The sequence below is a fragment of the Roseibium aestuarii genome, assembly GCF_008477545.1.
Lineage (GTDB): Bacteria > Pseudomonadota > Alphaproteobacteria > Rhizobiales > Stappiaceae > Roseibium > Roseibium aestuarii.
Genome location: NZ_VORA01000006.1, coordinates 123,843 through 142,384, shown reverse-complemented (window position 1 = coordinate 142,384; position 18,542 = coordinate 123,843). Strand labels below are relative to the sequence as shown.

General features: G+C 62.7%; 15 protein-coding genes. 9 read left to right on the top strand and 6 right to left on the bottom strand.

Translation table 11 applies throughout. The features are described from left to right. Window positions 1–16: 16 nt before the first annotated feature. Genes FR728_RS17220 through FR728_RS17210 form a run of 3 tightly spaced genes read right to left on the bottom strand, consistent with a single transcriptional unit; the run spans window position 17 to window position 2,962 of the window. The gene (locus tag FR728_RS17220; protein ID WP_149893981.1) at window positions 17–874 is read right to left on the bottom strand and encodes a carbohydrate ABC transporter permease; all 858 of its coding nucleotides are present in this window, start codon (window positions 872–874) and stop codon (window positions 17–19) included. Beyond that, window positions 871–1,755 carry a carbohydrate ABC transporter permease gene (locus FR728_RS17215; RefSeq protein WP_149893980.1) on the bottom strand — a complete coding sequence of 295 codons (885 nt, stop codon included), beginning with the start codon at window positions 1,753–1,755 and terminating at the stop codon, window positions 871–873. Before FR728_RS17215 ends, FR728_RS17220 begins: the two co-directional genes overlap by 4 nt. A 10-nt stretch (window positions 1,756–1,765) precedes the next feature. Beyond that, window positions 1,766–2,962: a Gfo/Idh/MocA family protein gene (locus tag FR728_RS17210; RefSeq protein WP_149893979.1), complete on the bottom strand. Its 1,197-nt coding sequence runs from the start codon at window positions 2,960–2,962 to the stop codon at window positions 1,766–1,768. A 452-nt stretch (window positions 2,963–3,414) separates the two neighbouring features. Here FR728_RS17210 and FR728_RS17205 point away from each other — a divergent pair, with 452 nt between their 5' ends. The 4 genes from FR728_RS17205 to FR728_RS17190 all read left to right on the top strand — a co-directional run bounded on the left by FR728_RS17205 (window position 3,415) and on the right by FR728_RS17190 (window position 7,384). Then, complete coding sequence (locus tag FR728_RS17205; RefSeq protein ID WP_149893978.1) at window positions 3,415–4,167, top strand: GntR family transcriptional regulator; 753 nt, start codon at window positions 3,415–3,417, stop codon at window positions 4,165–4,167. 69 nt (window positions 4,168–4,236) lie between these two features. Continuing rightward, a complete protein-coding gene (locus FR728_RS17200; protein ID WP_149893977.1) occupies window positions 4,237–5,274 on the top strand; it encodes an SIS domain-containing protein in 1,038 nt (345 codons plus the stop codon). Further along, complete coding sequence (gene nagA, locus FR728_RS17195; protein WP_149893976.1) at window positions 5,271–6,464, top strand: N-acetylglucosamine-6-phosphate deacetylase; 1,194 nt, start codon at window positions 5,271–5,273, stop codon at window positions 6,462–6,464. Before FR728_RS17200 ends, nagA begins: the two co-directional genes overlap by 4 nt. Next, window positions 6,461–7,384, top strand: coding sequence for an ROK family protein (locus FR728_RS17190; RefSeq protein ID WP_149893975.1), 924 nt, complete (start codon window positions 6,461–6,463; stop codon window positions 7,382–7,384). Before nagA ends, FR728_RS17190 begins: the two co-directional genes overlap by 4 nt. Before the next feature lie 93 nt (window positions 7,385–7,477). Here the strand turns inward: FR728_RS17190 and FR728_RS19375 are convergent, their stop codons facing one another. Further along, window positions 7,478–7,624, bottom strand: coding sequence for a hypothetical protein (locus FR728_RS19375; protein WP_188318943.1), 147 nt, complete (start codon window positions 7,622–7,624; stop codon window positions 7,478–7,480). 300 nt (window positions 7,625–7,924) lie between these two features. Between FR728_RS19375 and FR728_RS17185 the strand changes: the two genes are divergently transcribed. The 3 genes from FR728_RS17185 (at window position 7,925) to FR728_RS17175 (ending at window position 12,823) form a co-directional block, all read left to right on the top strand. After that, window positions 7,925–9,034 (top strand): S-(hydroxymethyl)glutathione dehydrogenase/class III alcohol dehydrogenase, encoded by a 1,110-nt coding sequence (locus FR728_RS17185; RefSeq protein ID WP_149893974.1) that lies wholly within the window; start codon window positions 7,925–7,927, stop codon window positions 9,032–9,034. Beyond that, on the top strand, window positions 9,034–9,873 hold the full coding sequence (fghA, locus tag FR728_RS17180; RefSeq protein ID WP_149893973.1) for an S-formylglutathione hydrolase: 840 nt from the start codon (window positions 9,034–9,036) through the stop codon (window positions 9,871–9,873). Before FR728_RS17185 ends, fghA begins: the two co-directional genes overlap by 1 nt. 229 nt (window positions 9,874–10,102) lie before the next feature. After that, window positions 10,103–12,823, top strand: a complete 2,721-nt coding sequence (locus tag FR728_RS17175) for an ATP-binding protein (RefSeq protein WP_149893972.1) — start codon at window positions 10,103–10,105, stop codon at window positions 12,821–12,823. A gap of 53 nt (window positions 12,824–12,876) precedes the next feature. Here the strand turns inward: FR728_RS17175 and FR728_RS17170 are convergent, their stop codons facing one another. Then, complete coding sequence (locus tag FR728_RS17170) at window positions 12,877–13,254, bottom strand: response regulator (protein ID WP_149893971.1); 378 nt, start codon at window positions 13,252–13,254, stop codon at window positions 12,877–12,879. A 446-nt stretch (window positions 13,255–13,700) separates the two neighbouring features. Here FR728_RS17170 and FR728_RS17165 point away from each other — a divergent pair, with 446 nt between their 5' ends. Further along, on the top strand, window positions 13,701–14,696 hold the full coding sequence (locus FR728_RS17165) for an ABC transporter substrate-binding protein (protein ID WP_149893970.1): 996 nt from the start codon (window positions 13,701–13,703) through the stop codon (window positions 14,694–14,696). Between the two features lie 313 nt (window positions 14,697–15,009). Beyond that, window positions 15,010–17,148, top strand: a complete 2,139-nt coding sequence (locus FR728_RS17160) for a putative bifunctional diguanylate cyclase/phosphodiesterase (protein ID WP_188318942.1) — start codon at window positions 15,010–15,012, stop codon at window positions 17,146–17,148. A gap of 78 nt (window positions 17,149–17,226) precedes the next feature. On the opposite strand, the gene preA is transcribed toward FR728_RS17160, so the two are convergent. Continuing rightward, the gene (gene preA / locus FR728_RS17155) at window positions 17,227–18,540 is read right to left on the bottom strand and encodes an NAD-dependent dihydropyrimidine dehydrogenase subunit PreA (protein ID WP_149893968.1); all 1,314 of its coding nucleotides are present in this window, start codon (window positions 18,538–18,540) and stop codon (window positions 17,227–17,229) included. Window positions 18,541–18,542 lie beyond the last annotated feature (2 nt).

Genomic DNA, 18,542 nt, shown 5'->3' with positions numbered 1-18,542 from the left:
TTGATCGTTCTTTTTTCTATTTGACCGCGCCAGCGGTAAGCCCGCTGACGAGATGGCGTTGCAGGAAGAAGATGACGATCATGGCCGGCGCGATGCCGACGAAGCTGGCGGCCATGAGCTCGTTCCAGATCACTTCCTGGCGGCCGAAATAGGCGAACAGCCCGATCGGCAATGGCATGTAGTCCGTCTTGGAATTGAAGGTCAGCGCGTAGATGAACTGCTGGGAATAGGCGTTGATGAAGGTGGTGATGGCGACCACCGTGATCCCCGGCATGGCGAGCGGCAGAATGACACGACGGAAGGTGTAGAGCCGGCTGGCACCATCCACATAGGCAGCTTCCTCCAGCTCCTTCGGGATGCGCAGCATGTAGGTCCGCAGCAGCCAGATGGCGGTCGGGATCAGGAAGGCGACGCCCGGCACGATCATCGCCCAGTAGGTGTTGAGCACGCCCATGGAGCGCATGAGCCGGAACAGGGGAATGATGAGAACTGCGCCGGAGAACATGTTGACAGCCAGAAACGCCCCCAGCAGCGGACCGCGTCCGGGGAAGCGGAAGCGGGCGAAGGCATAGGCGGCGGGCACCACCAGCATCAGCACCACGACGGTGGCGACGCCGGAGATGAAGAGCGAGTTGAAGACATAGCGGGCAAAGCCCGGCACGCTCTCCCACATGGTCGAATAGGCGGCAAAGGATCCGTGCTCCGGCCAGAACCGGTAAGGCGACGAAAAGAGCCGGCTGAGCGGCTTCAGCGACACCAGGAACCCTTCGACGAAGGGCGACAGCACGAAGATCAGGAACAGGGCAATCCCGCAGTAGATGCCGATGATCTCGTACCACTTGTACCGGTTGATCATGGGGGTCGAGGTGCTCATCGGGCGCTCTCCATGGAAATCCGGCTGGTGACGCGGAAGTAGGCGTAGCTGAAGATCGACAGGAAGATGCAGATCAGCACGGCGCGCGCAGCGCCTTCCCCGTACTTGTAGGAGCCGATTGCGGTCTTGTAGGTGTCGATGATCATGGTCGTCGTCGACCCGCTGGGCCCGCCCTGGGTCAGGATCCAGATGATGTCGAACGAATTGAACGTCGAGATCAGCGAGATCATGGACATGGTGATCAGGGCCGGCACGATGAGCGGCAGGGTGATGCGGCGGAACCGGTAGAAGCGGCCCGCACCATCGGTCCAGGCGGCTTCATAGAGGTCTTGCGGAACGGACTGGATGGCAGCCAGCATGTAGAGCGTCACCATCGGAACGCCGATCCACACGTCGGTGATAATCGTTGCCCAGAAGGCCGTTTCCCCATAGGCGAGGAAGGCGACCGGGCCATCCACCAGACCCCAGTTCTGCAGCAGGCCCGAGATCATCCCGAACTGACCGTTGTACATCCAGCCCCACATGAAGATGCCGATGGCCATCGGCACGATCCAGGGGGGCATGGTGAGGATGCGGAACAGGGCCCGTCCCGGCACGGCGGAGTTGAGCAGCAGCGCGCCGCAGGTGCCGATCACCATCTTCGTCAGCACCGAGAAGAAGGTCCAGATGAAGGTGCGCAGGATGACCCCGGCGAAGGTCTCGTTGAAGATCTTCTCGTAGTTCAGCCATCCCACATAGGCATAGGTCTTGCGGAGGGAGGCGTTGGTGAACGACAGGTGCACCGTGTCGATCAGCGGGTAGATCACGATGATCGAGATATAGAGGACAGCGGGCGCCAAAAGGAGCCAGGCGAAAAGAATGGCGCTCTTCTTGGCGTTCATCTGCCTCTCCTTACACGGCCGTCAGGGATGGAGCGGCGTGGGACACGCCATCTGCGGTGCCGTGCAGCGCGGCGTCGAAGCGGGCCCAGACTGGCTCCAGATCGACGACCTTGCGGGTCAGGCGGGCCTCGTCCATGGCCATAGCCAGGATGCCGGCTTCCAGGGCGTCCAGCGCCGAGACGGGCAGGGGAGCGCCATCCTTGATGTGGCGCATGACATCCTCGGCCATCTGCTCGTCCGCTCCATAGTGCTGGGACTTGTCGGAGGGCGCCTGATAGGTGTTGGCGATGACCTTGGCGTTGTCGTGGGCGCGGTGAACATCAAGGAAGCCGCGCACGAAATCGCCCTCGGCCATGCCCTTCGCGCCGATCACGCAGAAGCGGCGGAATTCGTCAGGCACATTGAGATTGGTGTGGAACGTCATGGATGCGCCGTTCTCGTACTCGACGATGGCGGTCTGGAAATCGACGATGTCGCCATCGCTGTCGAAGACCTTGTCGGAACCCAGCCAGCCGCTCGGCTTGCGATGATAGACCTCGAGGTCGTTGATCCCGGCCGTTTCCGGGGCATTTGTCGGCGTGAAGCTCTTGCGGCCGCCGAAGCTGGCAACGAAACGCGGTCTTGCGCCGACGACACCGTTGTAGAGATCCAGGTCGTGGCAGCATTTTTCCAGCATGAAGCCGCCGGCATATTTCTCGTAGCGGCGCCAGTCGCGCATGAAGAACGCGCCGTGATAGGGCTGGATGTGTTCCGAGGCCTCGATGGAGACCACGTCGCCAAGACGGCCGTCGGCCTGCGCCTGACGCAGGTCCTTGTAGAGCGGGGAATAGCGCAGGACGAGACCGACCAGCAGGCGGTCGTGACCATATTGATGAAGCAGTTCGGCCAGCGCGTAGCTCTGCTCCATCGTCATGACGATCGGTTTCTCGCTGAAGACGGTCAGCCCGGCTTCCAGACCAAGGCGGATGTGGTCGAGATGCATGTGGTTGGGCGACCCGATCATCAGCAGGTCCATCTGCTCGGATGCGATCAGCTCTTCGGGAGTGGCATAGGACGTGCCCGCCGGAATTCCGCCCTCGACCAGGCGGTCCATGCCTGCGGGATCAGGGTCGACATACCCAACAATCTGAAAGTCCGGGTCCATTTCTGCGAACACGTTGCCGAGATATCCCAGGCGGAATCCGAGACCGATGATGCCAACTCTCATTCCGTGAAGCCCTCTGAGCTTGTAAACTGTTTTCGTAAATTATTTTCTTCAGGTTGCGACAGTCTCATAAATTCGTCAATCAGCTTTCACGATAAATGTCATAATCTGAAAATTAATTACACAAACGCCCTCCTCGCGGGTGCTGCCTCGGCCGTTGTGACAGGCTTCTCACGACCTCTGAGGCGCCGTGTGACAGGCCCGTTTCAAATTGAAGTCCAAATCTAATACCAATGCAATACCAAAACGCCGGACTTTTAGATTTTGTTAGGATCCAGTCCGATCCTTTGACTGGCCGCTCTGGAATTTTCTGTGGTTTCGTGCGGGATTCGAGAGCTTGCTCCCAAGAGGCATGAAAAAAAATTCGACAAAATCAAAATTGGTATTTATTTGGTATCTAAAGCGGCGCGTCAAAACCCGCCACTCGCCCGTTTCCGAGGAAAGCCCTGCACCCCATGAGCAACTGTTCCAGTCTGGCCGGATTTCAGGACCGCTATGAGGGGCCTCTCTATGTGAGGTTGCGACTGGCGTTCGAAGCGGCCATTGATCAGGGAGAGTTGCTGCCCGGAGATGCACTGCCGCCGGAACGCGACATCAGTGAAGACTGCGGGGTGTCTCGTGTCACGGTTCGCAAGGCGATCGATCAGCTGGTCGAAGAGGGACGTCTCCTGCGCCGGCAGGGTTCAGGGACCTTCGTCGCCTCGCCGGTGAAGCGCATGGATCAGCCCCTGGCCCGCGCCACCACCTTTACCGAGGACATGGCGCGCCGGGGCATGGTGGCCTCCTCACGCTGGCTGGTGCGTGGCACGTTCCTGCCCAACTCCGACGAGATGATGGCCCTTGGACTGAGCGCCAACAGCCGAGTTGCGCGGTTGCACCGCCTCCGGCTGGCGGACGACATTCCGATGGCCATCGAATACGCCTCCCTGCCCGCCGACATTCTTCCCGATCCGGAGAAGGTCGAGAGCTCGCTCTACGCGCATCTCGAAGCCCGGCACTCCCGTCCGGTCCGCGCCATCCACCGCATTTCGGCGCATCTGCTCGAGGAGGCGGAGACCAGTCTCCTGGCCGTCCCTCCCGGATCCGCAACCCTGTGTGTTCAGCGTGTCGCCTATTCGCCCGAGGGACGGGTCATCGAAATGACCCGCACCCTCTATCGCAGCGATCTCTACGATCTGGTGGCCGAACAGACCATCGGGCCGGCCTGAGACCGCCAGACCTCCCTGCCCTGAACCTCATCGAACCGGGCAGGGGCTCCAGACCTGGAAGGCCAGTTCATGTCGACCTCTACCACGCTCAGCAGCATGAGCCGCGAAACCTGCGAGATCCCGCAGGCGCTTGAAAGGCTCGTGCGCGAGTCCGGCGAGGAGATGCGTGCTGCGGGGGCGGCCCTTCGCGCCCTCGACCCCTCGGTGATCGTCACCATTGCCCGCGGCACCTCGGACCATGCGGCCGGTTTCCTGAAATATGCCATCGAGCTCCAGACCGGCGTTCCCGTGGCGTCCCTCGGTCCGTCCCTCGCGTCGATCTACGGGCGGACGCTGAAGCTGAAGGGTGCGGCGGCGCTGGGCATTTCCCAGTCGGGCAAGAGCCCCGATATCGTCGCCCTGGCCGAGATGGCGCGGGCCAGCGGCGCCCTGTCCATCGCGCTGGTCAACACCATGCCGTCGCCTCTGGCCGATGCCTGCGAAAGGGCCATCGCCCTTCATGCCGGGCCGGAAAAGGCCATTGCGGCCACCAAGTCCTTCTTCAACTCCATTGCGGCGGGGCTCTTCATTCTGGCCGAGTGGACCGGAGACGCGGCTCTGTCGCAGGCCCTCGAGCGCCTGCCGGAGCAGGCGGAGGCGGCGCTGGCGCTGGACTGGTCGCCGTTGAGCGACCGGCTCGGAACGGCAAGCTCGCTCTATGTCCTGGGCCGGGGCCCCTCCCTCGCCATTGCAGGTGAGGCCGCGCTGAAGTGCAAGGAAACCTGCGAGCTCCACGCGGAGGCCTATTCGTCGGCGGAGGTTCTGCACGGGCCGGTCTCGCTGGTGGCCGAACGGTTCCCCGTCCTGCTCTTCTGCGCCCGCGATGAAGCCCGCGATGCCGTCCAGGACATCGCACGGCGCCTGGCGCTCAAGAGCTCGGAAGTCTTCATCAATGCAGACGGAGTGGGGTCGGCGCATGCGCTGCCTCGGGTCGAAGGGGCGCATCCGCTCACCGATGCCCTTCTCCAGATTATTCCCTATTACCGAATGGTCGAGCTCCTGTCGCGGGAGCGCAACCTGGATCCGGATGCTCCGGCGGCCCTGCAGAAGGTAACCGAAACCCTATGACCCAGCAGGCAGTCCAGAGTGCCGGACGGCAACGCCTGAGCGCAGCCCGGATCTTCGACGGATCAGGATGGCATGAGGATGCCGTGCTGACGATCGAGGGCGGGCGTGTCGTCTCGATCGACAACGCGGACCGTTCGGCGCAACAAGCGGACGTCGATGAAGTGCCGCCCGGAAGCATGATCGTTCCGGGCTTCGTTGATCTTCAGGTGAACGGTGGCGGCGGCGTTCTCTTCAACAATGCTCCGCATGTCGAGGGGATCGAGGCGATCTGTTTGGCCCACCGCACCTTCGGCACGACGGCCCTTCTGCCGACCCTGATCACCGACATGCCGCAGGTGACCGAGCGAGCCCTGGAAGCAGGCATTGCGGCGGCGCGATGCCGGACCCGCGGCTTCGCCGGGCTGCATCTTGAAGGCCCCCATCTCTCGGTGGCGCGCAAGGGCACTCATTCGCCGGCTCTCATTCGTCCGATGACCGCGCAGGACCTTTCCTGTCTGGTGGCGGCGGCGCGAGACCTGCCCCGCCTGGTGGTGACGCTCGCCCCGGAAAATGCCACGCCCGAGCAGGTGCATGACCTCGCACAGGCAGGTGTCATCGTCAGTCTCGGTCACAGTGACGCCGGGCTGGAGACCATTCGTGACTATGTCGCGGCAGGCGCCTCCATGGTCACCCATCTGTTCAATGCCATGAGCCCGTTGCGTCACCGCGATCCGGGTCTGGTCGGTGCGGCGCTGGGCCTCGGCGAGCTGAGCTGCGGCCTGATCGCCGACGGCCACCATGTGGACCCGCTGGCGATCCGGATCGCGCTCGATGCCAAGCGTGGCCCCGGCTCGGTGTTCCTCGTCACGGATGCCATGTCATCCATCGGGTCGAGCGAGACCTCGTTCCAGCTGAACGGTCGGGAAGTGTTCCGGAGGGAGGGGCGGCTGACGCTCGCGGACGGGACGCTGGCAGGGGCGGACATCGACATGATGTCCTGTGTGCGCTTCATGCGGGACGTGATCGGTCTGGATCTGGGCAGTGCCCTGAAACTGGCCACGGCAAATCCGGTAAGCGCTTGCGCCCTTGAAGGTCACGGCTCCCTGCAGCCGGGCGCGCGGGCCGATTTTCTCGTGATTTCCCCGGATCTGGACATTCGCGCCAGCGTCATCGGCGGGCAATGGCAGGATCTGGAAGGGTGCGACGCATGATCGTCTGTTTCGATATCGGCGGGACCACCATCAAGGGTGCCTATGCCCGCTCGCCGGAAACCCTCGAACCGCTGGAACGCGTCCCCACGCCCACGCGGGATTTCGAAGCCTTTGTCGACGCGATCCGCAAGACGGTGAATGCGGCGCCCGAGCGACCCACGGGCCTTGCCCTGTCCGTCGCGGCCATCGTCGACCCGGACACGCGCGGCATGATCGTCGCCAACATTCCCTGCATCAATGGCCGTGATCTGGAGCGTGAACTGGCAGCAAGCCTCCGCCTGCCTGTGGTCATCGCCAATGACGCCGACTGCTTTGCGCTTGCAGAGGCGACCTTCGGGGTCGGGCGGGGTCATGAAGTCGTGTTCGGTACTATTCTGGGGTCCGGCGTTGGTGGCGGTCTCGTGGTGCGCGGCGAGCTGGTCAATGAGGGTGGCGGCTATGCGGGAGAATGGGGCCATGGGCCGATTTCGGCGCAAATTGCCGGAACGCCACCGCGTGCAATTCCTAGGTTCAACTGCGGCTGCGGTCAGGTTGGCTGCATCGACTCCATCTGCAGCGCGCGGGGACTGGAGCGCCTCGACCACCATCTGCATGGCAGGGAGCTGACGAGTGTCGACATCATTGCGTCCTGGGAGGCGGGGGATCCCCGTTCTGCCGAGACCATCGATGTGCATGTGGATCTTCTGGCAAGCCCGCTGGCGGTTCTGGTGAATGTCACCGGAGCGTCGATCGTCCCCGTCGGCGGAGGCCTGTCGAATGCGAGGGGGCTGATCGCGAAGCTGGACGAAGTGACGCGCAGCCGGACCCTGCGCCGGTTCACGACCCCGCTCGTGGTGCCGGCCGAGCTGACCATTGAGCCTGGATTGATCGGCAGCGCCATTCTCGGCTTTCGCCGGTTGTGTCCGGTGGCGGCGGCCTGAATGAGGGCCTGAATGGCTCTCTGGATAACCGAAAGCCGGGCCTTGTGCCCGGCTTTCTCTTTGCCAGCGTTCTCTTTGTCTGTCTGGTGGCTCTTACTTCGAAGAGCCCTGATCGCGCGGCTTGGAGCCGGAATCTGGTTCCTGACCATAGAATGTGCCGCCAAGCTGGCCGCCGGCGCTGGTCTTGTCGGCCTTGTCGCGGATCTTTTCGGCTTCCTCGCGGATGTCGGTGCTGGACATGGGGTCCTCCTGTCGCGTGTGGGTCATGCCTGGAAAACAAGCCGACCCCGCATCTGGTTCCCTCGAGCGTGACGTTGCGGCTTCAGAGCCATCGGCTGACACCGCAGTTTTCCCCCGAAGAGGCGCGTTCCTCACTGGTAAATCTGGCAGGCTGCTCCATGTAGATGGCCCTGGGGTCGGCTTCTGTGGCACAGTCGCGGCAAGGTCGGCCCGTCGGGGTGATGCGTCCGGGTGTGAAGGCCGGGGCGCCATCGGCCATTTTCCCATCATTCAAGACCCGCCATCTGGGAGCATGACGTCATGAAAACCCGCGCCGCCGTTGCCTTCGAGGCCAAGAAGCCGCTGGAAATCGTCGAACTGGATCTGGAAGGCCCGAAGGCTTTCGAGGTTCTGGTGGAAATCAAGGCCACTGGCATCTGCCATACGGATGCTTACACGCTCGACGGCCTCGACAGCGAGGGTCTCTTTCCGAGCATCCTCGGCCATGAAGGCGCGGGTATCGTGCGCGAAGTGGGCAAGGGCGTCACCAGCCTGAAGCCGGGCGATCACGTGATCCCGCTCTACACACCCGAATGCCGCGAGTGCAAGAGCTGCCTGTCGCGCAAGACCAACCTCTGCACCTCGATCCGCGCCACCCAGGGCAAGGGCCTGATGCCGGACGGCACCACCCGTTTCTCCTACAAGGGCCAGCCAGTCTACCACTACATGGGCTGCTCGACCTTCTCCAACTTCACGGTCCTGCCGGAGATCGCCCTGGCGAAGATCCGCTCCGACGCGCCCTTCGACAAGGCCTGCTACATCGGCTGCGGCGTGACCACCGGCGTGGGGGCCGTGACCAACACCGCCAAGGTCGAGCCGGGCGCGAATGTGGTCGTCTTCGGCCTCGGCGGCATCGGCCTCAACGTGATTCAGGGCGCCCGCATGGTCGGTGCCGACAAGATCATCGGCGTCGACATCAATAATGAGAAGAAGAGCTGGGGCGAGCGCTTCGGCATGACCCATTTCGTCAATCCGACCGAGATTGATGGCGACATCGTCTCTCATTTGGTGGCGCTCACCGATGGCGGCGCGGATTACACCTTCGACTGCACCGGCAACACCACGGTGATGCGTCAGGCGCTGGAAGCCTGCCACCGCGGCTGGGGGGTCTCCACCGTCATCGGCGTGGCGGAAGCCGGCAAGGAAATCTCCACCCGTCCGTTCCAGCTGGTCACCGGCCGCGTCTGGCAGGGTTCGGCCTTCGGCGGTGCCCGTGGCCGCACGGACGTGCCGAAGATCGTCGACTGGTACATGGACGGCAAGATCGAGATCGACCCGATGATCACCCACGTCCTCACCCTGGACGAGATCAACAAGGGCTTCGACCTCATGCATGAAGGCAAGTCGATCCGCTCGGTGGTGGTGTTCTGATGCAGACGGTCTCCACCAACCGCAGTCACGGCGGCACGCAAGGGGTCTATTCCCATGCATCGCGCGAAACGGGGACGGAGATGACCTTCTCCGTCTTCGTGCCCGATCATGCTCCGGGCGAGAAGCTCCCGGTGGTCTGGTATCTCTCCGGCCTCACCTGCACCCATGCCAATGTCACCGAGAAGGGTGAATTCCGGGAGGCTTGCGCCGATCTCGGCCTGATCTTCGTGGCGCCCGACACCAGCCCGCGCGGCGAAGGTGTGCCGGACGACGGGGAAGGGGCCTATGACTTCGGCCTCGGTGCCGGCTTCTATGTGGATGCCACCGTCGACCCCTGGGCGAGGGCCTATCGCATGCGTTCCTATCTGGAGCGCGAACTGCCGGAGCTGATCGGTGCGGAATTCCCCGCCGACATGACCCGCCAGTCGATCATGGGCCACTCCATGGGCGGTCACGGCGCCCTGACCCTGGGCCTGCGCGATCCGGAGCGGTTCCGGGCGGTGTCGGCTTTCGCGCCCATCGTCTCGCCGATCAACTGCCCCTGGGGCGTCAAGGCCCTCTCCGGTTATCTGGGCGAGGACCGGGTGCTGTGGCGCCAGTATGACGCCTGCGCGCTGATCGAGGATGGCGCGCGCGTGCCGGACCTTCTTGTCGATCAGGGCACGGCGGATACCTTCCTGGACGGCCAGCTCAAGCCGGAGCTTCTGCGGGCCGCCTGCGAAAAGGCCGGACAGCCTCTCACCCTGCGCCTGCAGGAAGGCTATGACCACAGCTACTACTTCATCTCCTCCTTCATGGCGGATCACCTCGCCTGGCACGCGGAGCGCCTGGACGCGTAGAACACGGACCTTCCGGCGGTCGTTCTCGCGGGAAAGGCTGCCGAAAGGGTGCTGGATGCCGTATAAGGGATTTTCCGTAGCGGGTTACGACCCCTTTAGGCTTTCGGGTGATGATCCGGGCAGGGCGTCCAGGGCGCCAGACGTGACCACATAGAAGTGATGCCGTGATCGAAGGGCCGACGGGCCCCGCAGGAGCGGCAACGCATCCGGGGGAGGTGCGGCGAGACCGATGAGCAGGCAGGCACCCACAGGCACCCAGACGACATCAACCGTTCGCCGGCAGTCCATGCGCCAGCGGATCATCCTGCTTGTCGGGCTGAGCGTGCTGCTCACGGCGGTCGTCACCGGATCCCTTGCCTATGTGCGGATCCAGGGCGTCGTCCATGATCAGGGTGAAACCATTCTGGCCGGCGACACCCGTCTGGTTGCGGTGCGTTTCGAGCGTGCCTTTGCCTCCATTGCCAAGGATCTGCGCACCATTGCCGGAACGCCGCCCATTCGCGGCATTCAGCGCGCCATGGCCAACGGTGGCCGCGACCCGCTCGATGGCTCGGAACTTGATGACTGGCGTCATCGGCTCGAGACGATCTTCACCGCGATCATGCGCTCCGATCCGAGCTACTTCCAGATCCGCTATATCGGGGTACAGGATGCCGGGCGGGAGCTCGTCCGCGTCGACCGGGTGGAAAACTGGTTGCGTCCGCAGACCGTGAGCGCCCTTCAGCAGAAGGGTGGCGAGGACTATTTCCTCAGAGCCATGGAAGCGCGCGTTGGTGACGTGGTATTTTCCGAACTCACGTTCAACCGCGAGTATGGGGTCCGCGATCCCCGGTTGATCCCCACCTTGCGCGCGATGCTTCCCATTGAATCTCCGAATGGCCAGCGGTTCGGCTTTCTGGTGATCAACATCGACTATCAGCGCATGCTCGATGCGAACTTCAGGGTCGTCGCGCCGCTTCACCAGACGATCGTGACCACCAGCACTGGCGATTATGTCATTCACACGCCGGAGGGGAGCAGCGCCGGCACGAGTGGTCTGGAAATGGGGGAAGCCTATTCCCGTCCGGTTCCCCCGATTGTCCGGCTTGTTGCCAATGGCCAGCAACCGGATGGCTTCTTCGAGTTTTCTGACGTCGTCGCTTACATGGTACACCTGCGCGAGCGTCCGGGGCTGCGTACTCCGCCGCTTGGCATCGTGCTTCAGGTGCCCAAGGCGGTCTTTGATGAGCCGTCGAACCTGACCCGACGTGACTTGCTGGTGGCGGGGTTCCTGACAACCCTTTTTTGCGTCGTGATGGCGACACTCGCCGCACGTCAGATGCTCGACCCGTTCAGGGTGCTGACGGACAGTTTCGCCGCCTCGTCTCAGGAGGATCTGCAACGACAGCTTCCCGTCGACCGGCCCGACGAGCTCGGCGACCTTGCCCGCGCGCTGCATGACCGTACGCAGAGGCTCATGGAAAGCGAGGTTCAGGCCGAGGTGATCCTGAACAACATGCTCGAGGGGGTGATCCTCTTCGATGGGGAAGGTGTAATCAGCAAGATCAACAGCTCGGCCGAGATGATCCTGGGCTTGCGGCCGTCGCAGGTTGTCGGTCAAACGGTCGACATGCTGTTCGACGAGGAGGCGCGACGACAGAATGCCAGCCTGCTGGTCGATCAGTCCGGTCAGTCGACGGTCGGTCGCGCGCGGGAGCTGGACTTCCTCAATGGCAGTGGGGATCGCATCCCTGTGGAGGTGTCGGTGGCCGTTCTGCACCTGCCCGGCCGCATCCGTTATTCTTGCGTGTTCCGGGACATAAGCCGCCGCCGTCAGGTGGATCGCATGAAGGCCGAATTTGTCTCCACCGTGAGCCACGAGTTGCGAACGCCGCTGACCTCGATCCGCGGCTCCCTGGATCTCGTTTCCGGCCTGTTGCCGAAGGAGTTTCCGGCCCAGCTGGCGCAGATGCTGGAGCTGGCGCGCAAGAATACCGAACGGCTGATCCTTCTCGTCAACGACATCCTCGATTTCGAACGTCTTCAGGCGAACCGCACCATCTTCCGTCCCGTGGTCTGCAAGGTGGAGGAGCTGCTGTCGCGCGCCCTCGACCTTCAGACCGGCATGGCGCAAGGGCGCAACATCGATCTTCGGCTTGCAGCGGAGCTTGATCCGGACCTCGCCATCGAGGTCGATCCGGACCGCTTCCAGCAGATCCTTGCCAACTTCCTGTCCAATGCGATCAAGTTCTCGCCCGAGGGAGGCGTGGTGGAAATCACGGTTACACAGGCAGGCAAGCGTCTGCGCATAGGTGTGCGCGATCAGGGCGTGGGCATTCCGGAGAGTTTCAGACCCTTTGTCTTCATGCCCTTCACCCAGGCGGACGGAACCTCCAGCCGGCAGGTCAGCGGCACGGGTCTCGGCCTGGCGATCACCAAGAAGCTGGCCGAGGGCATGGGTGGCGAAGTTGGTTTTGAAAGTGTCGAAGGCGAGGGAAGCGAATTCTGGGTGGCCTTCGACCGGTATCACGTCGTTCCGCAGGCCACCCTCGTGCCGACCGATGCCGAAGAAGCCCTCCTCGGGCTTCATGTGGAGGACGATCGCGACTTCGCCTCCGTCATGCGCGCGCTCCTGAGGGACACGTTGGTGTTGCACACGGCAACCTCCCTCGCCGAGGCCAGGCGCATGATCGCGGAAACGGCGTTCGACATCTACATCATCGACATCGGATTGCCCGACGGCAGCGCGCTCTCCCTTCTGGATGAGATCCCGGCGGACGACCCGCGCCCCGTCATCGTGGTGACGGCCCTTGATCAGCCCATCGAGGATGCGCGTGTGGATGTTCGCATCGTGAAGTCTCGGTTTTCCGACAAGGAGCTGATCCGGCACCTGCGCGAGCAAATCGCGCGTTACAGGGCGGCAAAGCCACCTGCGCCCCCTCGCTCAAACGTGCGGGGGCCGATGGCCTGAGTCCGGGGGCCTGAGTCCGGGCGGGCCGCTGTTGCCGAAAGCGGTTGAAAGGTTCAGCCGGTGCGGTTCATCAGCTCGCGCACTTCCTCGGCCAGGGTCATGGCCTGGAAGGGCTTCGGGATGACGCCCAGGATATCGTGGGACTTGAGCCGCGCGAGATCACTCTCCAGCGCTTTCGCCGTGACGAAGATGACCGGGATCTGCGCCGTGAGCGGATCGGCCTTGAGATGGCCGAAGGTGCTCGGACCATCAAGGCCGGGCATCATCACGTCCAGCAGGATCACGTCAGGCTGCCAGCTACGGGCAATATCGATCGCTTCGAGACCGGACCCGGCGCTGCGGGTCTCGAACGCCTCATTCAGCTGAAGGCACATTTCAGCGATGCGGCAGATATCCGGTTCATCGTCGACGTAAAGGGCTTTGGATACCATTCACACGCTCTGACAGGGGCTCCATGGCCCGAAAATGAGTAGTCCTACTTATCAGGCAAAGCCCGGATCGGCAATCGGCGGAATTGGCGAGATCATCGCAGTTCTGTGCAGGGTCGCCCTGTTCACATGCCTGATGGAGAGGACGTGCCGGCCAAACCCGAGTTGCTTTCAGCGTCATTGTGCACGGAAGCGGCATGAGGACGAGACCCTATCAAGCGGTTGACCAAAAAAACGTCTTGACCATTACATTGGCAGTTTCATACGCTTTCTTGACCAATTGGTCAGGTGCCGCGAGATCTCTTCAAGAGGGAACAATCCCCGTGATCCAGGCCCTGTACCCGCCGGAAAAACGCCAGAGCGCGAAAGGCGTTGCCTGGTTTCCGGCGTTCCGGTCTCAGAATCCAGAGGCCCGCTAGGGAAGCGGAGCCGACCGAAGGAGTAGGGGAATGGCTTTCAAGACTATCAAGGCTCTTGCTGCAACCGGCCTTCTGGCCGCCAGCTTTGCCAACGGTTCCGCGCTGGCTGCCGATGCGCTGACGCTGCAGCTCAAGTGGGTGACCCAGGGCCAGTTCGCCGGCTATTACGTGGCCAAGGACAAGGGCTTCTATGACGAGGAAGGCCTCGACGTCACCATCAAGCCGGGCGGCCCGGACATTGCTCCGCCGCAGGTCATCGTGGGCGGTGGCGCCGACGTGATCGTCGACTGGATGCCGTCTGCCCTCGCCTCGCGCGAAAAGGGTGTGCCGCTGGTCAACATCGCCCAGCCGTTCAAGAAATCCGGCATGATGCTCACCTGCCGGAAGGAAACCGGCATCACCAAGCCGGAAGACTTCAAGGGCAAGACCCTCGGCGTCTGGTTCTACGGCAACGAATATCCGTTCCTGTCCTGGATGAACCACCTGGGGATCTCCACCGAAGGCGGCGCTGACGGCGTGACCGTTCTGAAGCAGGGCTTCAACGTCGATCCGCTGCTCCAGAAGCAGGCAGACTGCATCTCCACCATGACCTACAACGAATACTGGCAGGTCATCGATGCGGGCATCTCTCCCGACGATCTGGTCGTCTTCAAGTATGAAGACCAGGGCGTCGCGACCCTGGAAGATGGCCTCTATGTCCTGGAAGACAGCCTCAAGGATGCCGCCAACGTCGACAAGTATGCCCGCTTCGTGCGTGCATCGATGAAGGGCTGGGCCTATGCAGCTGAAAACCCGGAAGAAGCTGCCGACATCGTGCTCGAAAATGACGCCACCGGCGCCCAGACCGAAGAGCATCAGGTCCGCATGGTTGGCGAGATCGTGAAGCTCGTGGATGGTTCCGACGGCAAGCTCGACATGGATGCCTACAAGCGGACCGTCGACACCCTGTTGTCCGGTGGTTCTGATCCGGTGATCACCAAGACCCCGGAAGGCGCGACCTCCACGGCCGTCACTGACGCCATGTAAGTAGTTGACCTGATATCTCGTGAAAATACCGCGAGACCGGGTCAAGTGATTGAGAATGAAAGAGAGTAAGGCGCCGTCTTCGGCGCCTTTCTTGTTTTGTTAACCGTGCCCCCATCGGCGTGCTTCCCTAGGGATCGTTCCGACTAGGATTGTTAATCGTTGTGCGGCCTGATGAAGCTTGGGAAGATTTCCCGGCTGTTTCAGCCGCAAAGATACGGCCCTAAGAAAAGCATCAAAAGTTCGGGAGCCTCGCCAGATGTCAAAAAGCTTGCGCCTTCATAGTCCTGCCGTATCTGCGATCCTGGTTGCGGTGATGGTGGCAATGGTCGGCGCAGCCTTTTATCTCGTGATCTCGGCAGTCTTCTCGTTCGAGCATCAGGCTGATAGCCGGGAAAAGGGCTCCGTCGATCGGGTGTTCGAGACGCACAAGAGCATCATTCTGAGCGAAGTGGAGCGCTACTCCGCCTCCAACAGTGCCTATCTCAACGTTGAGACGAACTATGACGGGGACTGGGTCGCACAGCGCTTCGGCCAGGACATGGCGGGCGACTATCCCCACGACGCCATTCTTCTGACCCGAGACGGCACGATTCCGGCCTTCGTCAACAGCAATGGCAAGATGCGCTCGGTGGATTTGCTGGCGGGTCTGGCTGAGAGCAACCTTCAGTCCCTTCTGCAGGAGATTCAGCGCACCTACCTGACGAAACTGGCCGTCACCGATGCAGGCATTCTCGAATTTATCGGGCGCCCCCGCGATGTGTCTGGCGTGACGGTCGAGAAGATCGGCGATCAGGTTGCACTCGTCGCCGCATCCGCCATCATTCCCGACCCCGGTGGAATCCCGGTCAAACGGGAGGCGCCGCATGTGGTTCTCGTCGTGCATCTGATGGACGATCTGCACATGCGGTCGATGGTGAAGTCTCTTGCGCTGAACCAGATCGAGGTGGTGGACGAGATCCCCGAGGGCTATCTCGGAACGCCGATCCTGAGCCGTGGTGGGCAGAGGGTTGCCTATTTCGCCTGGCAGCCGGTCAGCCGCGCGTCCACCGTGGTGCTCAGCCATGCCGTCCTCCTTGGGGGGGCGATCAGCCTGATCCTCGCTGCGATCCTCTTCATCCTTTATCAGAATTTCAAGACGTCGAACCAGCTCCGGGCCCGCGAGCGCGAGGCCCTGCACTCGGCGCATCACGACACCCTGACCGGCTTCTGCCGCCGGGCGCGCTTCTCCGAGCTCGTCGAGGCGCGGCTTGAGCCTTGCAAGGCCGAACAGGGACTGGCGACCCTCGCCTATATCGATCTCGACCTGCTCAAGGAGATCAATGACCAGCACGGTCATGTCTTCGGCGACAAGGTGCTGAGCCAGATGGCCACCCGCCTCGGTGCCTTCCTCCGCCCTACCGACATCGTCGGGCGCATCGGCGGCGACGAATTCCTCGTCTGGCTGGATCGCAGGGCGTCCACCGAGGATGTCCAGGCAGATATCGCCCAGATCTGCGAGAACCTGAACCAGCCGATGGACATCGAAGGCATCCGCATGAAGGTCGGCTGCTCCATCGGGGTCTCTGCCCAGCCCGTCTCCGAGGTGACCACCCTGTCGGACATTACCCGCCAGGCGGATCTCGCACTCCAGCGCTGCAAGAGCGAGGGCCGCCGCCAGTTCCGCTTCTATGATCCGAACATGGACAAGGCCCTGGAAGAGCGCCGCTTCATCCGCAACGGCCTCAAGCGCGCTCTCGAGCGCGACGAGTTCGAGCTCTTCTACCAGCCCATCGTCTCCGCCCAGGGAAGCCGCATGGTCTTCATGGAAGCCCTCATCCGCTGGCGCCATCCGGTGCGCGGTCTCATGCCGCCGGCCCTGTTCCTCACCGTGGCGGAAGAGGAAGGGATGATGACGGAGATCGGCGACTGGGTTCTGGAGCGTGCGGTGGCCGACATGTCGAAGCGCCCGGGCGTGGGGGTGTCGGTCAACGTCTGCCCGGCCCAGCTGCTCGACGAGGACTTCGCGATGAAGGTCGAAAACGTCCTGCAGAAATACGACTTCCCCCATGACCGGCTGATCCTGGAGATCACCGAGAGCATGATGATGGACCGCTCCGAGGAGATCCGCACGCTCTTCGTCGGCCTGGCGGAATCCGGCGTGGCCGTGGCCATCGACGATTTCGGCACCGGCTTCTCCAGCCTCAGCTCCCTGCACGAGTACCAGTTCCAGAAGCTCAAGATCGACCGCAGCTTCGTGGCTCGCATCGGCATGGACCGGGAAGCCGACACGATCATCCGCACCATGATCGGCCTCGCCAAGGTGCTGGGCATGTCCGTGGTGGCCGAAGGGGTCGAGACCGAGGAACAGCGCGCCTTCCTGGTTCGTTCCCAGTGCGATTTCCTGCAGGGTTACTTCTTCGGCAAGCCCGAACCGCTGCCCCGGGACGACCTGAACTGTCGCGCCATCGCCTGAGCTGACGCCTCACCTCGAAATACAAGAGCCCCGCCGGGTGGCCGGCGGGGCTCTTTTCATGTCTGTGAGCCGACGCGTTTATTCGGCGGCTTCGCGAACAGCCATCGGGTTGTTCGGATGGGTCGTCCAGTTGGCGTAATTCGGGTCCACCACCTTCTTGGTGCGCGGATCGATCTCGCCGGCGGGCATGGATTCCATCGTGATGCAGTTCTCGACCGGGCAGACGTTGACGCAGAGATTGCAGCCGACGCATTCCTCATCGATCACCTCGAAGTGGCGGGCGCCGTCGACCAGACTGGTGATCGCCTGGTGCGAGGTGTCCTCGCAGGCGATGTGGCAGCGGCCGCACTTGATGCAGAGATCCTGATCGATCTTCGCCTTGGTGATGTAGTTGAGGTTCAGGTGCTGCCAGTCGGAGCAGTTCGGCACGGCGCGCCCGACGAACTGGTCGAGCGAGCTGTAGCCGGCACTGTCCATCCAGTCGCTCAGACCCTCGATCATCTCCTCGACGATCTTGAACCCGTAGGTCATGGCCGCGGTGCAGACCTGCACCGTGCCAGCCCCCAGGGCCATGAACTCCGCCGCGTCGCGCCAGGTGGTCACGCCGCCGATGCCGGAAATCGGCAATCCGCGGGTGATCGGGTCCCGGGCAATCTCGGCCACCATGTTGAGGGCGATCGGCTTGACCGCCGGGCCGCAATAGCCGCCGTGGGCGCCCTTGCCGTCGATGGTGGGCGTCGGCGCCATGGCGTCCAGATCCACCCCGACAATGGAGTTGATCGTGTTGATGAGGGACACGGCGTCCGCACCGCCCGCATGGGCCGCCTGGGCAGGCTTGCGGATGTCGGTGATGTTCGGCGTCAGCTTGACGATCACCGGCATGCGGGTGTGCGTCTTGCACCAGCGGGTGACCATCTCGATGTATTCCGGCACCTGGCCCACGGCGGAGCCCATGCCGCGTTCGCTCATGCCATGCGGACAGCCGAAGTTGAGCTCCACCCCGTCGGCCTCGGTGTCTTCCACCTGCTTCAGGATGTTGATCCAGTTCTGCTCCTCGCAGGGCACCATGAGGGAGACGACCAGCGCCCGATCCTTCCAGTCCCGCTTCACCTGCTTGATCTCGCGCAGGTTCACCTCCAGCGGACGGTCGGTGATGAGCTCGATGTTGTTGAGCCCGATGAGCTGCCGGTCCTTGCCGTGGATGGCGCCGTAGCGCGGACCGTTGACGTTGACCACCGGGTCACCGTCCCCCAGCGTCTTCCAGACGACGCCGCCCCAGCCCGCCTTGAAGGCGCGCACCACGTTGTATTCCTTGTCCGTCGGCGGCGCAGACGCCAGCCAGAACGGGTTCGGGGACTTGATCCCGACGAAATTGCTTCTCAGATCAGCCATGA